Source organism: Pseudomonas sp. GLN_2 (genome assembly GCF_043106005.1).
Lineage (GTDB): Bacteria > Pseudomonadota > Gammaproteobacteria > Pseudomonadales > Pseudomonadaceae > Aquipseudomonas > Aquipseudomonas alloputida.
In genome coordinates, this window is sequence record NZ_JBICMC010000007.1 from 169,614 (window position 1) to 185,936 (window position 16,323).

Here is a 16,323-nt window from a genome sequence, read left to right on the forward strand (position 1 = left end):
CGTTCCTCTGGTCAAAGGCCACCGCCACAGGGCGCTGGCTGGAAACATGACAGGTTAATGGCACTTTAGTACCAATTCAGGGGCCTACGTTTACCCCCGCAAGGCGGGCTCACCCGCCAAGGGCCGCAAAGCGGCCCCAAACGCCCCAAAGTTTGCCACAAATAATAGAGGTTAGCCTTCCACCTGACTCCATTGTTTGTTCAATCGCTTGTCAGAAATCGGCACCTTGGTCCCCAACTGCTGGGCAAACAGCGACACGCGATATTCTTCCAGCCACCAACGGTACACCGTCAGTTGCTCATCGCGCTTGCCTTCCTGGGCATGCTTGTCGGCACGGGCCTTGTACTGCGCCCACAAATTGGCCAGCTCGCCGCTCCACACCCGGTCCTTCTGTACTTGCGAGCCGAGTTTCTCGAGGCGCAACTCAATCGCCTTGAGGTAACGCGGCAATTCCTTGAACCACACCCCAGGCGTTTCGCGCACGAAGCCCGGGTGCACCAGGTTGCCTAGCTGCTGCTTGATATCGTTCAGTGCCACCGCTTGGCTCAGGTCGATCTTGCCCTTGAAGCGTTTTTGCAGACCATGCCACAGCTTCAGCACTTCCAGGGTCTGCCTTGCCAGGCGCTCGGCATGCTCGGCCCAGCTGCCGCGCTTGCGTTCAGCCAGCGCGGCCAAGGCCGCGCCATCACGTGGCAACGGTTGTTCGCCTTCCAGGATGCAACTGTCCAGGCTGGCCAGCAGAATGTCTTCGACCAGCGCCTCGACCCGCCCCATTTCACGGTACAGCAGGCCCAGCTCGGTCAGCCCCGGCAGCTTGCCGCGCAGGAACTTGGCCGGCTCGGCCAGTTGCTGCAGCAACAGCCGTTGCAAGGCGCGGCGGTGCTGAAACTCGGCTTCGGCCTGGGTCGAGAAGCGCCCTTCACGCACAGTGCCGTTGTCTTCCACCAGTGCCGGGTACACGGTCATCGACAGGCCGGCGATCTTCTGCTGGGCGGTCTGCTTCACTTCGCTGAAGGCTTTGGCCTGCACCGGCTGCTCACCCTTGGCGTCACGCGGCACGGCCAGGGCAGCCTGGCTGGCGGCAGCAAAGCGCGCGGTCAGTTCCGCCAGGTCGCGGCCTTCGCCAAGGAACTTGCCCTGGCCATCGACCACTTCGATGTTCATGCGCAGGTGGCCTTCGACCTGGTGGACCGACTCGTCCCAGGCCTCGTCCGACACACGTGCCCCGGTCATGCGCAGCAGCTCCTGGCCCAGGGCCTGTGGCAGCGCCCCTTGGCCGAAGGTCATGCGCGCCAGCGAAGCCTTGACGAAGTCAGGCACCGGGACAAAGTTCTTGCGCAGGGCCTTGGGCAGGTTGCGCACCAGCGCCACGCACTTGGCCTCCAGCAGGCCCGGCACCAGCCACTCCAGGCGCTCGCCCGGCAGGCTCGGCAACAGTGGCGCCGGCACCCGCACCGTCACACCATCGCGGGGGTGGCCGGGCTCGAAGTGGTAGCTCAGCGGCAGGCGCAATTCGCCCACCTGCATACTGTCGGGGTACTGTGCGGCGGTCACTTCGCTGGCCTCGCGGGCCAGCACGTCCTCCTCGCGCATGATCAGCAGGTTGGCGTCCTTCTGGCTGCCCATGCGGTACCAACTGTCGAAGGTCGCGGTCTGGTGGATTTCCGCCGGCAGGCGCGCTTCGTAGAAAGCGTACAGCGTTTCTTCGTCAGCCAGAATGTCACGCCGGCGAGCCTTGGCTTCCAGCTCGTCCAGCGCTTCAAGCAGGCGTTTGTTGGCCGCCAGGCACTTGGCCCGCGACTGGATTTCGCCACCCACCAGGCCTTCACGGATGAACAGCTCGCGCGAGGTCGCCGGGTCGATCGGGCCGTAGTGCACCGGCCGACGGCCGACCAGGATCAGCCCGTAGAGCGTGATCTGCTCGTAGGCCACCACCTGCCCGCGCTTCTTCTCCCAGTGCGGCTCGAAATGGTTTTTCTTGATCAGGTGGCCGGCCAGCGGTTCGATCCAGTCCGGCTCGATCTTGGCCACCATGCGCGCATACAGCTTGGTGGTTTCGACCAGCTCGGCAGCCATGACCCACTGCGGGCGCTTGCGCCCCAGGCCCGACGATGGATGCACCCAGAAGCGCCGCTGACGAGCGCCCTGGTAGTCGCCCTCTTCGGTCTTCTGGCCGATCTGGCTGAGCAGCCCGCTGAGGATTGCCTTGTGCATCTTCTGGTAATCGGTCGGTTCCTTGTTCACCGTCAGCTGCAGGTCACGGCAAATCAGCGCCAACTGACGATGAGCATCGCGCCACTCGCGCAGCCGCAAGTAGTTCAGGAACTGCTTGCGGCACCAGTTGCGCAGCGGGTTGGCAGTCAGCGCCTGGCGTTGTTCCTCGAAGCCGCGCCACAGGTTGACCAGCGCCGCGAAGTCCGAGTCCACGTCCTTCCACTGTGCGTGCGCCTGGTCGGCGGCCTGCTGGCGTTCTGGAGGGCGTTCACGCGGGTCCTGCACCGACAGCGCACTGGTGACAATCAGCACTTCCTGCAGGCTGCCCAGGCGCGCGCCTTCAAGCAGCATCCGGCCCAGCCTCGGGTCGATCGGCAAGCGCGCCAGCTGGCGGCCAATTGGCGTCAGCTGGTTCTCGCGGTTAACCGCCGAAAGCTCCTGCAACAGGTTGAAGCCATCGCTGATGGCTTTGCCATCCGGCGGCTCGATGAACGGGAAGGCATCGATTGCGCCCAGGCGCAGGTGCAACATCTGCAGGATCACCGCCGCCAGGTTGGTGCGCAGAATCTCCGGGTCGGTAAACGCTGGCCGGCTGTTGAAGTCCTCTTCGCTGTAGAGACGCACGCAAATGCCCGGCTCGACCCGGCCGCAACGGCCTTTACGCTGGTTGGCACTGGCCTGTGACACCGCCTCGATCGGCAGGCGCTGGACCTTGGCGCGGTAGCTGTAGCGGCTGATGCGCGCGGTCCCGGTGTCGATCACATAGCGGATGCCAGGCACGGTCAGCGAGGTTTCGGCGACGTTGGTGGCCAGCACCACGCGGCGTCCGGTGTGCGGTTGGAAGATCCGCTGCTGCTCGGCCGGCGACAGGCGCGCGTACAGCGGCAAAATCTCGGTATGGCGCAGTTGCGCCTTGCGCAGGATCTCGGCGGCATCACGGATTTCCCGCTCGCCCGGCAGGAAGATCAGCACATCGCCCGGCCCCTTGCCCTCGCTACGCTCGTGCTGCGCCAGCTCGTCGAGGGTGGCAAGGATGGCCTGATCGACGGTGAGGTCATCCTCGATCTGGTTGCCCTCTTCGTCCTGTTCGCTGGTCAGCGGGCGGTACCAGGTGTCCACCGGGAAGGTGCGCCCGGACACCTCGATGATCGGCGCACCGTCGAAGTGCCTGGAGAAGCGCTCCAGGTCGATGGTGGCCGAGGTGATGATCAGCTTCAGGTCCGGTCGGCGATGCAGCAACGTTTTCAGGTAGCCGAGCAGGAAGTCGATGTTCAGGCTGCGCTCGTGCGCTTCGTCGACGATGATCGTGTCGTAGCGTTCAAGGAAGCGGTCGTGCTGGGTTTCGGCCAGCAGGATGCCGTCGGTCATCAGCTTGACCAAGGTATTGGAATCGCTCTGGTCTTCGAAACGCACCTGGTAGCCGACCAGCGCGCCCAAGGGCGTGCCCAGCTCTTCGGCGACTCGCGCGGCCACGCTACGCGCTGCGATCCTGCGTGGCTGGGTATGGGCGATCAACCCATGGCTGCCACGGCCAAGCTCCAGGCAGATTTTCGGCAACTGCGTCGTCTTGCCAGAACCGGTCTCGCCGGCGATCACCAACACCTGGTTTTCGGCCAGGGCCTTCTTGATTTCGTCACGCTTGGCGGCGATGGGCAGGTTGTCGTCGTAGCGTACGGTCGGCACGCTCTGCTGACGCGCGGTGACCTGGGCGCAGGAGGCCTGGACCTTCTCCACCCATTGCGCCAGCTTCGCCTCATCGGGGCGCTTGCGCAGTTCGTGCAGTTGCCGGCGCAGGCGATGGCGGTCGGCAATCATGGCGTGGTCGAGGTTTTGCAGCAGTTTGTCGATGGCGTGGTCAGTCATGGGGCTTTTTAGTGATGCAGGTGAGCCTGCTTTTTCATGATCGGCATTCGGAAAGTCGGGCGATTGTCGCAGATTTGCGGATTCTCTGCTGCCTGCACGCTCCCTGTGGGAGCGGCCTTGTGTCGCGATAGGGCCGCAAAGCGGCCCAGCAATTTCTGCGTGATCGCTGATGGCCGGGGCCCGCTACGCAGCCCTTTCGCGACGCAAGGCCACTCCACATTGACCGTGATGCTTTCAACACGAATGTTTAGCCAAGTGCGATGTAAAGGTTGCCATTCACTGCTTTAATCAACCTTACGCCGCATGTGAGTATCAAAGGCATGACTCCCGCCCAGCCCATCGCCCCACCGTCGTCCCGCCCTTCGCTACCGAAGGCCCGGAGCCGTGCCGGGGAAAATCCGCTGGTCCACATCATCCTCGCCTTCTGGGCCTTGTGGCACTGCCGTCACGCGCGCCCACCGGACACCTCGCTCACGCCATTGTGACCAAACCCGGCCAGCGTCTGGCCGTTTGACTCAACTGGGCCGCCTGCTTGCGCGGTGGCCCTGCGCGCCTATGAGCGAATTGATCATGCACTTTGCCCCTGTAGAGCAGGCTACCCGTTTTCTGGCCGACAACCCCGATATCGAGCTGTTCGAACTGTTCATCCTCGACGCCAACGGTGTGCCACGCGGCAAGCTGTTGCACCGCGAGGAACTGCTGGCCGTGTACCAGACAGGCCGGCCACTGCCCAGCACCATCCTTGGCCTGACCCTCAATGGCGACGACGTGGAAAACTCCGGCCTGGTGTGGGACGTAGGCGATATCGACTGCCGTGCCTACCCGCTGGACGGCAGCCTGGTGCGGCTGCCCTGGCGCCGGGTGCCAACCGCTGCAGTGCAGGTGAGCATGCACCCCAGCGAGGGGCTGCCGGCCAGCATCGCTGACCCACGCCATGTGCTGCTGCGCACCATCGAAGCGTTGAAGGCCGATGGTTACCACCCGGTGATGGCCTGCGAGCTGGAGTTCTACCTGCTTGACCAGCAGCGTGATGCCCAGGGCCGCCCACAACCGGCACTGGACAACGATGGCGGTCGCCCACGCAGCACCCAGGTCTATGGCCTGCGCGAACTGGAGCAGATCGAACCGTTCCTCGCCGACCTGTACGCTGCCTGCAAGGCCCAAGGCATCCCGGCGCGCACGGCCATTTCCGAGTACGCCCCCGGCCAGGTGGAAATCACCCTGGAGCATGGCGATGCGCTGCAGGCGATGGACCAGGCGGTGCGCTACAAGCGCCTGGTAAAAGGTGTGGCCCATGCCCACGGCATGCAGGCCTGCTTCATGGCCAAGCCATTTGCCCAACTGGCCGGCACCGGCATGCACATGCACCTGAGCCTGGCCGACAGCGCCGGCAACAACCTGTTCGCCAGCGAAGACAAGGCCGGTACCCCGCTGCTGCGCCAGGCCGTGGCCGGCATGCTGCGGCACCTGCGCGACTCGCTGCTGCTGTTCTGCCCCAACGCCAACTCATACCGACGTTTCCAGGCCAACAGTTATGCGCCCCTGGCGCCAACCTGGGGCGTGGACAACCGCACCGTGAGCCTGCGTGTGCCAGGAGGCCCTGCCAACAGTCGCCATGTGGAGCACCGCATCTGTGGTGCGGATGCCAACCCTTACCTGGCTGCAGCGGCGATCCTTGCTGCCAGCCACCGCGGCATCCGCGAACAGCTTGACCCAGGTGCCCCCGTTGAAGGCAACGGTTACGCTCAGGCCACCGAACACCTGCCCACCGACTGGCTGACCACCCTCGACGCCCTGCAACATTCCGAATGGGCCCGTGAAGCATTGGGCGAAGACTTCCTTGGCGTGTACCTGAAGGTCAAGCGCGCCGAGTACCGCCAGTTCATGGCTGAAGTCAGCGAACAGGACTGGCGCTGGTACCTGCACCAGGCCTGAGCCCCTACAAAACAAGGAACACCCATGAACGCAGCATTGAACAACGGCCCGGCGCAGCGCGCGCCGTCCTATTACAGCGCCACCCTCAACGACCACAGCGAGTACCCGCAGCTCAAAGGCACGGTGCAGGTGGATGTGGCAATCATCGGCGGTGGCTTTACGGGCGTGGCCACAGCGGTTGAACTGGCCGAGCGCGGCCTGAAGGTCGCCATCGTCGAAACCAACCGTATCGGCTGGGGCGCCAGCGGTCGCAACGGCGGCCAGGTCACCGGCAGCCTGTCGGGCGACGAGGCCATGCGCTCGCAGATGCGCAACCACCTGGGCGCCGAAGTGGACGATTTCATCTGGCACTTGCGCTGGCGCGGGCACCAGGTGATCGAACAGCGCGTGACGCGCTATGGCATCGATTGCGACCTCAAGCGTGGCCATTTGCATGCCGCGATGAAACCTTCGCACATGAACGAACTGCGTGCATTCGAGGCCGAAGCACAGCGCCGCGGCATGGGCGAGCAGGTGCAACTGCTCGACCGCGCTGCAGTGGCCGAGCATCTGCAAAGCCCGCTTTATCTGGGTGCGTTGAAGAACCTGCGCAACCTGCACCTGCACCCACTCAACCTGTGCCTGGGCGAAGCCCGTGCCGCGCATGGCCTGGGTGCACTGATATTCGAAAATTCCGAAGTGCTGGACATCGTCCATGGCCCGCGCCCGGCGGTGGTTACCGCCCACGGCCGGGTCGAGGCACGCCAGGTGATGTTGGCCGGCGATGTGTATCACAAGCTCGAAAAGCGCCAGCTCAAGGGCAAGATCTTCCCGGCCATGGGCGGTATCGTCACCACCGCGCCGCTGGGTGAGCTGGCCGAGCAGATCAACCCGCAGGACCTGGCGGTGTACGACTGCCGCTTCGTCCTCGACTACTACCGCCTGACGGCCGACAAGCGCCTGCTGTTCGGCGGCGGCGCCAACTACTCAGGCAAGGATTCACGCGACATCGAAGGCGAATTGCGCCCCTGCATCGAACGCACCTTCCCGGCATTGAAGGGGGTGCCGATCGAGTTCCAGTGGAGCTGCGCCATGGGCATCGTGGTCAACCGCATCCCGCAGCTGGGCAAGCTGTCGGACAACGTGTGGTACTGCCAGGGTTACTCGGGGCACGGCATTGCCACCAGCCACATCATGGGCGAGATCATGGCCGAAGCGTTGACCGGCACGCTGGAGAAGTTCGACACCTTTGCCCAGTGCAAGCATGTGCGGGTGCCGATGGGGGACTTGCTGGGGAACCCGCTGCTGGCGGCGGGGATGTGGTATTACCAGATGCTCGAGAAGCTGCGCTGAGTTGCGCGGATGTAGGCGCGGGTTTACCGCGAAAGGGCCGGCCCTGCTGACCGATCTCCACCCGCCGTTCACCGTTGTCGCCACTACCGTATTCGCCGGTAAACCCGCTTTTACAGGGCTCACAATGTCTGAAGACGGCGCCGCATCTTATTGTGGGGCCTTGTGTCGCGAAAGGGGCGCAAAGCGCCCCCAGCCATTGTTGCATCGCCGCCGAAACCCCAGGGCCGCTTCGCGGCCCTTTCGCGACACCAGGCCGCTCCCACACTGAGCGTGCAGGCTTATGGTCAGGCGATCTTCTTCAAGCCTTGCTTCTTGAGCTCTTCATCACGCAGCTCGCGGCGCAGGATCTTGCCCACGTTGGTGGTAGGCAGCGAATCGCGGAACTCGATGTGGCGCGGTACCTTGTAGCCGGTGACGTTGGCACGCATGTGCTCCATCACCTGCTCCTTGGTCACGGTCATGCCCGGTTTGACCACGATGAAGACCTTGATCACTTCACCCGACTTCTCGTCCGGCACACCGATGGCAGCGCACTGCAGCACGCCCGGCAAGGCCGCCAACACGTCTTCCAGCTCGTTGGGGTACACGTTGAAGCCCGAGACCAGGATCATGTCTTTCTTGCGGTCGACGATGCGCATGTAGCCGTCCGCCTGGATCACGGCGATGTCACCGGTCTTCAGCCAGCCTTCGCTGTCGAGAATCTCGGCCGTGGCGTCTTCACGCTGCCAGTAGCCCTTCATCACCTGCGGGCCCTTGACACACAGCTCGCCCACTTCGCCAAGCGGCAGCTCATTGCCGGCGTCGTCGATGACCTTGCACAGGGTCGACGGCACCGGAATACCGATGGTGCCCACCTGGTTCGCTTCCGACGGGTTCACCGCCGCCACCGGGCTGGTTTCGGTCATGCCGTAGCCTTCGCAGATGGCGCAACCGGTAACGGCCTTCCAGCGCTCGGCCACGCTTAGCTGCAAGGCCATGCCGCCCGACAGGGTGATTTTCAGCGCCGAGAAATCCAGGGCTCGGAACGCCTCGTTATTGCACAGGGCAACGAACAGGGTGTTGAGGCCCACAAAGCCGCTGAACTTCCACTTGCCCAGTTCCTTGACCATCGCCGGCAAGTCTCGCGGGTTGCTGATCAGCACGTTGTGGTTGCCGATCAGCATCATCGCCATGCAATGGAAGGTAAACGCATAGATGTGGTACAGCGGCAGCGGGGTGATGAGGATTTCGCAGCCTTCGTGCAGGTTGGAGCCCATCAGTGCACGGCACTGCAGCATGTTGGCCACCAGGTTGCGGTGGGTCAGCATGGCGCCTTTGGCCACACCGGTGGTACCGCCGGTGTACTGCAGCACCGCCACGTCGTTGGCCTGCGGGTTGGCCTCGGTCACGGGCTGGCCCTTGCCCAGCGCCAGGGCGTCATTGAAACGCACGGCCTGCGGCAGGTTGTAGGCCGGCACCATCTTCTTCACGTACTTGATCACGCTGTTGATCAGCAGGCGCTTGAGTGGTGGCAGCAGGTCGGCCACTTCGGTGACGATAACGTGCCTGACCTGGGTTTTGGGCACCACTTTTTCGGCCAGGTGGGCCATGTTGGCCAGGCACACCAGGGCCTTGGCACCCGAGTCGTTGAACTGGTGTTCCATCTCCCGCGCGGTGTACAGCGGGTTGGTGTTGACCACGATCAGCCCGGCACGCATGGCACCGAAGACCGCGACCGGGTATTGCAGGACATTGGGCAGTTGCACGGCAATGCGGTCACCCGGCTTGAGGTCGGTATGCTGCTGCAACCAGGCGGCAAACGCCCCCGACAACGCATACAACTCGCCATAAGTGATAGTCTTGCCCAGGTTGCTAAAGGCCGGTTTGTCGGCAAAGCGTTGGCAGGATTGCTTGAGTACTGCCTGGATATTGGGGAATTCGTCAGGATTGATTTCCGCCGTAATCCCGGCTGGGTACTTATCCTTCCAAAAATTTTCGATCATGGAAGCCCACTCCTTCAGCAACAGCGAAGTTCGATTCACGCGTCGATGCGCTTATTATTGATATGAGATGACGGTTCGTTGCAAACCGGATCATCTGGAAGCGGGCCGAGAGTAACAGCTTTGTCTGGGGTCGCCTAGAGGCCAAAACAGGCCTTGCGGTCACAAAAATGACTCAATGAACAATACAAGTCATTTTTAGAGTAATTATCCAAAATGTCGCAGATAAGGCTGTATCTGGCCTGTTAGAGCGGTTTAGAGGCATTCGCGGGTGAACCCGCTCCTACATTGGCGGTGTAGGAGCGGGTTTACCCGCGAAGACGCCATCCCCGCATCACGCTATATCGCGCAACTCCCGCCGCAGAATCTTGCCCACCGGCGTCATGGGCAACGATTCGCGCAGCACGATGTGCTTGGGTACTTTGTAGCCGGTGAAATTGGCCTTGCAGTAGGCCTTCAGCTCATCAACGCTCAGCCCCCCCTCGCGCGGCACCACGAACAGCTTGACCGCCTCGCCGGAACGCTCGTCCGGCACACCGATAGCCGCACAGTTGGCGACCTTGGGGTGCCCCATCACCACATCCTCGATTTCGTTGGGGTACACGTTGAAGCCCGAGACGATGATCATGTCCTTCTTGCGGTCGACTATGCGGGTGAAGCCGTCCGGGTCGATCACCGCAATATCACCGGTCTTGAACCAGCCTTCTGCATCCAGTGCCTGGGCCGTTGCCTCGGGCTGCTGCCAGTACCCCTTCATGACCTGCGGGCCTTTGATGCAAAGCTCGCCCCGCTCGCCCAGCGGAAGTTCGTTGCCATCATCATCGATGACCTTGAACGCAGTACCCGCCACGGGGATGCCCACCGTACCCAGACGCGCCAGCTGGCCATAGGGGTTGGTGCTGGCCACCGGCGAGGTTTCTGTGAGGCCGTAGCCTTCAACGATGCGGCACCCGGTAAGGTTTTCCCAGCGCTCGGCGGTGGCCTTGACCAGCGCTGTGCCACCAGAGTTGGTGACCTTCAGCGCCGAGAAGTCCAGCTGACGGAAGCCCGGGTGGTCCATCAGTGCGACAAACAAGGTATTGAGGCCCAGCAAGGCAGAGAAACGCCACTTGCCCAGCTCCTTGATGAAGCCGGGAATATCCCGCGGGTTGGTAATCAGCACGTTATGGTTGCCGGTGACCATCATGCACATGCAATTCGCGGTGAAGGCATAGATGTGGTACAGCGGCAGCGGCGCGATCATCACCTCCTGGCCGTCCTTCAGCAGCTTCTGCCCATCGGGGCCGTGCTGCGAGAAGCAGGCCAGCACCTGCAGCATGTTGGCCACCAGGTTGCCATGGGTGAGCATGGCGCCCTTGGCCAGGCCGGTGGTGCCGCCGGTGTACTGCAGCACAGCGATGTCCTCGAGGTTCAGCGACACCGGTTTGGGCGACAGCCCGCGGCCCTCGCGCAGCACCTGCTTGAACGGCACCGCCTGGGGCAACTGGTAGGCCGGCACCATCTTCTTCAACTTGTCGACCACGGTGTTGACCAGCCAGCCCTTGGCGGCCGGCAACAGGTCGCCCATCTTTGCCTCGATCAGGTACTCGATACCGGTATCGGGCAGCACCTCCTGCACGCGCTTGCCGAACATGTTCAGGTACACCAGCGCACGCGCGCCACTGTCCTTGAACTGGTGGCGCATCTCGCGCTCGGTGTACAGCGGATTGGTATTGACCACGATCAGCCCGGCGCGCATGGCACCGAATACGGCGATGGGGTACTGCAGCACATTGGGCATCTGCACGGCAATGCGCTCACCCGGTTTGAGGTCGGTGTGCTGCTGCAACCAGGCAGCGAAGGCTGCCGAATGGCGCTCCAGTTCCGCGTAGCTGAGGGTCACGCCCAGGTTGCTGAACGCCGGGCGGTCGGCAAAGCGCTTGCAGGAGCGCTCGAACACCTCGACGACCGAGGCGTAGGCATTGATGTCGATGGTGGAAGGCACGCCTGCCGGGCGCTTGTCATTCCAGAAGTCGGCTTGCATTTATTATTGTTCCTCTACCTGGACCTGCACTGCGTCCTTTAGTCCTTTACCTGACCGCCTGCCGGCGAAAAGGCGTTGATTCGACGTTAGCAGGTAAACCCAAGGCGGCATATACGCCAAGTGCCGCCATTAACATTGTGAATCTTATTTGTGCCCCTCCTGCAATCCGGCCGGTTGTGCATACACTGTTCGGGTAACTGCGCGCACAAGGACCCGCCATGCCCCACGACGCCTTCTGGCTGCCCGCCAGTGAGCACTGCAGCCTGTACGTACACCAATGGCTGCCGGCCAAACCGGTAAAGGCCGTGGTGCTGCTGGCTCATGGCATGGCCGAGCATGCCGGGCGCTACCAGCGCCTGGGCCGGGCCCTGAGCGAGGCCGGCTTTGCCCTGTTCGCTGCCGATCAGCGTGGCCACGGGCGCACTGCCGAGCTGGGCAACCTCGGCCTGTTCGCCCGCCATCATGGCTGGAATGCCGTGGTCAACGACCTGGGATGTGTGGCCCAGCATATCGGCCAGCAGTACCCGTGCACGCCACTGTTCCTGTTCGGCCACAGCATGGGCAGCTACATCGCCCAGGCCTACCTGCTGCATCACAGTGGCAGCCTGCACGGGGCTATCCTCAGCGGCTCCAACTACCAACCGGCCATGCTGTACCGCTTTGCGCGGCTGATTGCCCGGCTGGAGTCCTGGCGCCAGGGGCCACTGGGCAAGAGTGCACTGATCGAATGGTTGTCCTTCGGTTCGTTCAACAACGCCTTCAAGCCCAACCGCACAGCCTTCGACTGGCTCAGCCGCGACCCGGGCGAGGTCGATCAGTACGTGAACGACCCGTTGTGCGGCTTTCGCTGCACCAACCAGTTGTGGCTCGACCTGCTGCAAGGCTTGGCGCAGATCAGTCAGCCGGGTAACCTCGCGCAGATCGATCCCAACCTGCCGATGCTGGTGATCGGCGGAGAATGTGATCCGGTCAGTGCCGGCAAGCGTCTCACCCATCTGGCCGACGCCCTGCGCGCGACCGGCAATCGACATGTACAGCTGCGCGTCTACCCGGAGGCGCGGCATGAAGTACTCAACGAAATCAACCGTGGCGAGGTCATCGCCGACATTCTCGGCTGGCTTGAACAGGCGCTGGCCCTTGGCCGCCCTGCACGCAGTGAATGATAGCCGCCCTCGCCCAACGCTTAAGGAAGCATCGATGTCCCAGGTCACCAACACGCCTTACGAAGCCCTCGAAGTCGGCCAGACGGCCGAGTACAAGAAGTCCGTTGAAGAACGCGACATCCAGCTGTTCGCTGCGATGTCCGGTGACCACAACCCGGTTCACCTGGATGCCGAATTCGCCGCCAAGAGCATGTTCCGCGAACGTATTGCCCATGGCATGTTCAGCGGCGCGCTGATCAGTGCGGCAGTGGCCTGCACACTGCCTGGCCCTGGCACCATCTACCTGGGCCAGCAGATGAGCTTCCAGAAGCCGGTGAAAATTGGCGACACCCTGACCGTGCGCCTGGAAATCCTCGAGAAGCTGCCCAAGTTCAAGGTGCGCATCGCCACCAACGTCTACAACCAGAACGACGAGCTGGTGGTCGCGGGTGAAGCCGAGATCCTGGCGCCGCGCAAGCAGCAGACCGTCGAGCTGGTGTCGCCGCCGAATTTTGTGGCGAGCTGAAGTGTGATGCAGCCAGCACCTACTTCAAGGCTGCTCTCCTGGGTAACCCGCTAATTCGTTGATTTAGCGGGCATCCTGTGGGATATGGGCTGGCCCGCAAAGAGCCGGCACCCCCACATCATTCGATAGCCTGCAAACGCCGTTCGATATGCCGCCGCTCAGGCGCCTGTCGGGTCAAGGCCAGCGCCTGCTGCCAGGCCGCTCGCGCCTCTTCTACCTGCCCCAGCTGGCAATGCAACTCGGCGCGCGCCGCATGTGCCAGGTGATAGTCCAGCAACTCCCCCCGCGCCAGAATCCCTTCGACTTCCCGCAAGCCAACCTCCGGCCCATCCCGCTTCGCCAGCGCCACCGCCCGGTTCAGCGCCACCACCGCTGATGGCCAATACCGCTGCAATACGTCATACAGGCCGACGATCTCTCCCCAGTCCGTCTCTTCAGCCGTCGCCGCTTCGGCATGCACGGCAGCAATCGCCGCCTGGACGGTATAGGCCCCGAACGCACGGCTCTGCAGGGCCTGGCGCACCAGGGCACAGCCTTCGGCAATAAACTGCCGGTCCCACAAGCTACGGTCCTGCTGCTCCAGAACCACCAAATCGCCTTGGCCATCGATGCGCGCCCGCTGCCGGGACGCCTGCAGCAGCATCAACGCCAGCAGGCCGACCGCCTCCGGGTCGGGCAGCAACTGCACCAGCAACCGCGCCAGGCGAATGGCTTCATCGCTCAGTTCCTGCTGCAGCAGTGTTTCGCCCGATGACGCCGAATAGCCCTCATTGAACACCAGGTAGATCACCCGCAACACGCTTTCCAGGCGCTCGGGCAGCTCATTGAGCTCGGGTACCTGGTACGGTATGCCCGCGTCACGGATCTTGGCCTTGGCACGCACGATCCGCTGGGCGATGGTTGTCGGGCTTTGCAGAAAGGCGCGGGCGATCTGCTCGGTGGTCAGGTCGCAGACTTCGCGAAGCGTCAATGGCACCTGAGCGTCGGCCGACAGGGCCGGATGGCAACAGGTGAAGATCAGCCGCAGGCGGTCATCCGCCAGCAGTTCTTCTTCACTGGGGTCCTGCGCCTGACCCTCCAGCAGCATGCTCAAGTCCGCCTGGGAGCGGTCGAAGCGGACGCGCCGGCGCAGCGCGTCGATGGCCTTGAAGCGCCCGACAGAGACCAGCCACGCTCGCGGGTTTGCGGGGATACCGTCGCGTTGCCAGCGCTCGACGGCAATGAAGAAGGCGTCATGCATGGCCTCCTCGGCCAGGTCAAAATCACCCAGCAAGCGGATCAGTGTCGCCAGTATGCGCCGCGACTCCTGCCGGTACACGGCCTCGACTTCGGCGCTCACCTGGGCCAGTGCTGCCATCAGTCGGGCATCCGCTGGGTCACCACCTCCACCAGGCGGTCCAGGCTTTCTCCCCAGCCTTGGTGGAAGCCCATTTCTTCATGGGCACGGCAGTCGGTGGCATTCCAGTGCCAGGCACGGGCGGTGTAGCGGGTTTTGCCCTGTTCCTCGTCAAAGCTGATCACGGCGGTCATGAAGGCCTTGTCCGACGGCACCCAACCGGGGCCGAAGGCATCGGTGAACACCAGCCGGCGTGGCGCGGCAATTTCCAGAAAGACGCCCTGGTTCGGGTACTCGCTGCCATCCGGCGCGCGCATCAAGGTGCGAAACAGGCCACCGGCCCACAACTGCATTTCACACTCCGGGGTGGTCATGCCGTGCGGCCCCCACCACTGCATCAGCCACTGGGGTTCGGTCCAGGCGCGAAATACCTTGGCCGGTGGGGCGTCGATCAGTCGGCTGATGGACAACTCGTGTTGCGCCTGGGCAATGGGTGCAAGGCTCATGCTGATGGTTCTCCTTGGCTGTCAGGGTTGCAGCTCGCGCACTGGTCGCACCTCGACACTGCCGACCCGCGCAGCAGGGATGCCCTTGGCGATATTCAGCGCTTCGTTGAGGTCGCGGGCCTCCACCAGGTAAAAGCCCGCCAGTTGCTCCTTGGTTTCGGCGAATGGGCCGTCGGTCAGGCTCATGCGCCCGTTACGCATACGCACCGTGGTGGCCGTCTGCACCGACTTCAGCGCCTCGGCCGCCAGCATGCGCCCGGAACCGTGAATGGCTTCGGCGTAGGCCATGCATTCAGCGTCTGCCGGGCTGTCGGGCAGGCTGTGCAACAGCCCCTCGTCACAATAGACCAGGCACAGGTATTTCATGGTCGCCTCCAAGGCATTGGCAAAGTGCGTTTGGCGATAAAGGCTCAGGGCTTGAGATCGAACAGGGCCTTTTGCGTTTCCATGTCGAAAGGCGCCGACCAGTGTTCGTGGATGACCTGCCACTGGCCGCCTTTACGACGATAGCCCACCGTGGCGCGCATGAAGCCGCACTGGCTTTCGTCGTCGCCCGGGCCGCAGCGGTTCAGCCAATGGGCCAGGGCCAGATCGCCAGCGGCGTACACGGTAAGTTGGGCAAGTTCGAACACCATGGGGCCGGTGCACATGCCCATGCACATTTCCCAGTGCGCCGTGTAGGCGGACTTGCCTTTGAATTGCAGGGCCTGGATGGCATCGAAGGCGACGATATCGTCGGCATAGGGGGCGATGATGCCCGGGATGTCGCGATCGCGCACGGCTTGCATCCAGCGCTCGATCAATTGGCGGATTTCGGATTCGGCTGCGGTGCTCATCGGGGGTACCTCCGACAGATCATAGGGGGCACGGTGTGTGACGCGTGCCTTCAGCTATGGTCGAACGGGAAGCGGAGGATTCGACAGGCGGGGACATTATTCTGTATTGGCGGAGCACCTGGGTGATCGCATCAGGGCCAGCAAGTGCCCGCCACAGCGTTTTCAGCCCCTGTGGCGGGCACCGCCAGTCAACCCTGCTGGCAACCTTCCCCCATGGCCCGGTACTGAATGGTGTGCACCTGGCCCTGATGGTCTTCATAGGTCATGGTCGCAGGTACCACTTCGCAGACATTGGGGATGGTCGACAGGTTGATCACCCGCTTGATGTCCAGGTTCATCGAGTAGTCGTACTGCTGAGCCACAGGCTCGCTGGAGACGGGTTTGGCCTCATCGGCGAGGGCGAACGAGGACATACCGACCAATGCAAGAATCAGTAATGGTTTCATGTGGTTTTGCCTTTAGAGCGTTCAAGCTGATCGATTGACTTCTATTGCCGTATCCGGCGCGGAGAAGTTGTCATCTAGGGTCTAGATGGCACGAAGTACCGATCCCGCTTCGTACTGCCAGGGGGGATGAACAAAATTCTACTCCCGGCCAGCAATAGTTGAACCCCGCAGTCGGATATTCACCC

Annotated in this window: 12 protein-coding genes; 4 read left to right on the forward strand and 8 right to left on the reverse strand. The window is 62.9% G+C overall.

Going from position 1 to position 16,323, the window contains the following annotated elements:
• Positions 1-171 precede the first annotated feature (171 nt).
• Entirely contained in the window at positions 172-4,077 is a 3,906-nt protein-coding gene (gene hrpA / locus ACF8Q6_RS02305) for an ATP-dependent RNA helicase HrpA (protein ID WP_392492749.1), read from the reverse strand.
• Between the two features lie 570 nt (positions 4,078-4,647).
• On the opposite strand from hrpA, the gene ACF8Q6_RS02310 reads away from it, so the two are divergent.
• Both ACF8Q6_RS02310 and ACF8Q6_RS02315 read left to right on the forward strand, forming a co-directional pair.
• Complete coding sequence (locus ACF8Q6_RS02310) at positions 4,648-6,012, forward strand: glutamine synthetase family protein (RefSeq protein WP_003254618.1); 1,365 nt, start codon at positions 4,648-4,650, stop codon at positions 6,010-6,012.
• A gap of 24 nt (positions 6,013-6,036) precedes the next feature.
• A complete protein-coding gene (locus ACF8Q6_RS02315) occupies positions 6,037-7,344 on the forward strand; it encodes an NAD(P)/FAD-dependent oxidoreductase (RefSeq protein ID WP_392492751.1) in 1,308 nt (435 codons plus the stop codon).
• Positions 7,345-7,628: 284 nt separating this feature from the next.
• Here the strand turns inward: ACF8Q6_RS02315 and fadD1 are convergent, their stop codons facing one another.
• Positions 7,629-9,326, reverse strand: coding sequence for a long-chain-fatty-acid--CoA ligase FadD1 (gene fadD1, locus ACF8Q6_RS02320; RefSeq protein WP_010955223.1), 1,698 nt, complete (start codon positions 9,324-9,326; stop codon positions 7,629-7,631).
• A gap of 331 nt (positions 9,327-9,657) precedes the next feature.
• Positions 9,658-11,346: a long-chain-fatty-acid--CoA ligase FadD2 gene (gene fadD2, locus ACF8Q6_RS02325; protein WP_392492753.1), complete on the reverse strand. Its 1,689-nt coding sequence runs from the start codon at positions 11,344-11,346 to the stop codon at positions 9,658-9,660.
• Between the two features lie 218 nt (positions 11,347-11,564).
• Here fadD2 and ACF8Q6_RS02330 point away from each other — a divergent pair, with 218 nt between their 5' ends.
• Together ACF8Q6_RS02330 and ACF8Q6_RS02335 are read left to right on the forward strand one after the other, a co-directional pair.
• Positions 11,565-12,509 (forward strand): alpha/beta hydrolase, encoded by a 945-nt coding sequence (locus tag ACF8Q6_RS02330; protein ID WP_392492755.1) that lies wholly within the window; start codon positions 11,565-11,567, stop codon positions 12,507-12,509.
• A 34-nt stretch (positions 12,510-12,543) separates the two neighbouring features.
• Positions 12,544-13,014, forward strand: coding sequence for a MaoC family dehydratase (locus tag ACF8Q6_RS02335; RefSeq protein ID WP_014755701.1), 471 nt, complete (start codon positions 12,544-12,546; stop codon positions 13,012-13,014).
• A gap of 118 nt (positions 13,015-13,132) precedes the next feature.
• Here the strand turns inward: ACF8Q6_RS02335 and ACF8Q6_RS02340 are convergent, their stop codons facing one another.
• The 5 genes from ACF8Q6_RS02340 to ACF8Q6_RS02360 form a co-directional block, all read right to left on the reverse strand.
• Complete coding sequence (locus tag ACF8Q6_RS02340) at positions 13,133-14,371, reverse strand: RNA polymerase sigma factor (RefSeq protein ID WP_392492757.1); 1,239 nt, start codon at positions 14,369-14,371, stop codon at positions 13,133-13,135.
• Positions 14,371-14,856, reverse strand: a complete 486-nt coding sequence (locus ACF8Q6_RS02345) for an SRPBCC family protein (RefSeq protein ID WP_014590053.1) — start codon at positions 14,854-14,856, stop codon at positions 14,371-14,373. The genes ACF8Q6_RS02340 and ACF8Q6_RS02345 overlap by 1 nt, the downstream gene beginning before the upstream one ends.
• Positions 14,857-14,877: 21 nt before the next feature.
• Positions 14,878-15,222: a YciI family protein gene (locus ACF8Q6_RS02350; RefSeq protein ID WP_014860684.1), complete on the reverse strand. Its 345-nt coding sequence runs from the start codon at positions 15,220-15,222 to the stop codon at positions 14,878-14,880.
• 44 nt (positions 15,223-15,266) lie between these two features.
• A complete protein-coding gene (locus ACF8Q6_RS02355; RefSeq protein ID WP_014860685.1) occupies positions 15,267-15,692 on the reverse strand; it encodes a nuclear transport factor 2 family protein in 426 nt (141 codons plus the stop codon).
• Between the two features lie 188 nt (positions 15,693-15,880).
• Positions 15,881-16,138, reverse strand: a complete 258-nt coding sequence (locus ACF8Q6_RS02360; RefSeq protein ID WP_003254632.1) for a DUF2790 domain-containing protein — start codon at positions 16,136-16,138, stop codon at positions 15,881-15,883.
• Between the last annotated feature and the right edge of the window lie 185 nt (positions 16,139-16,323).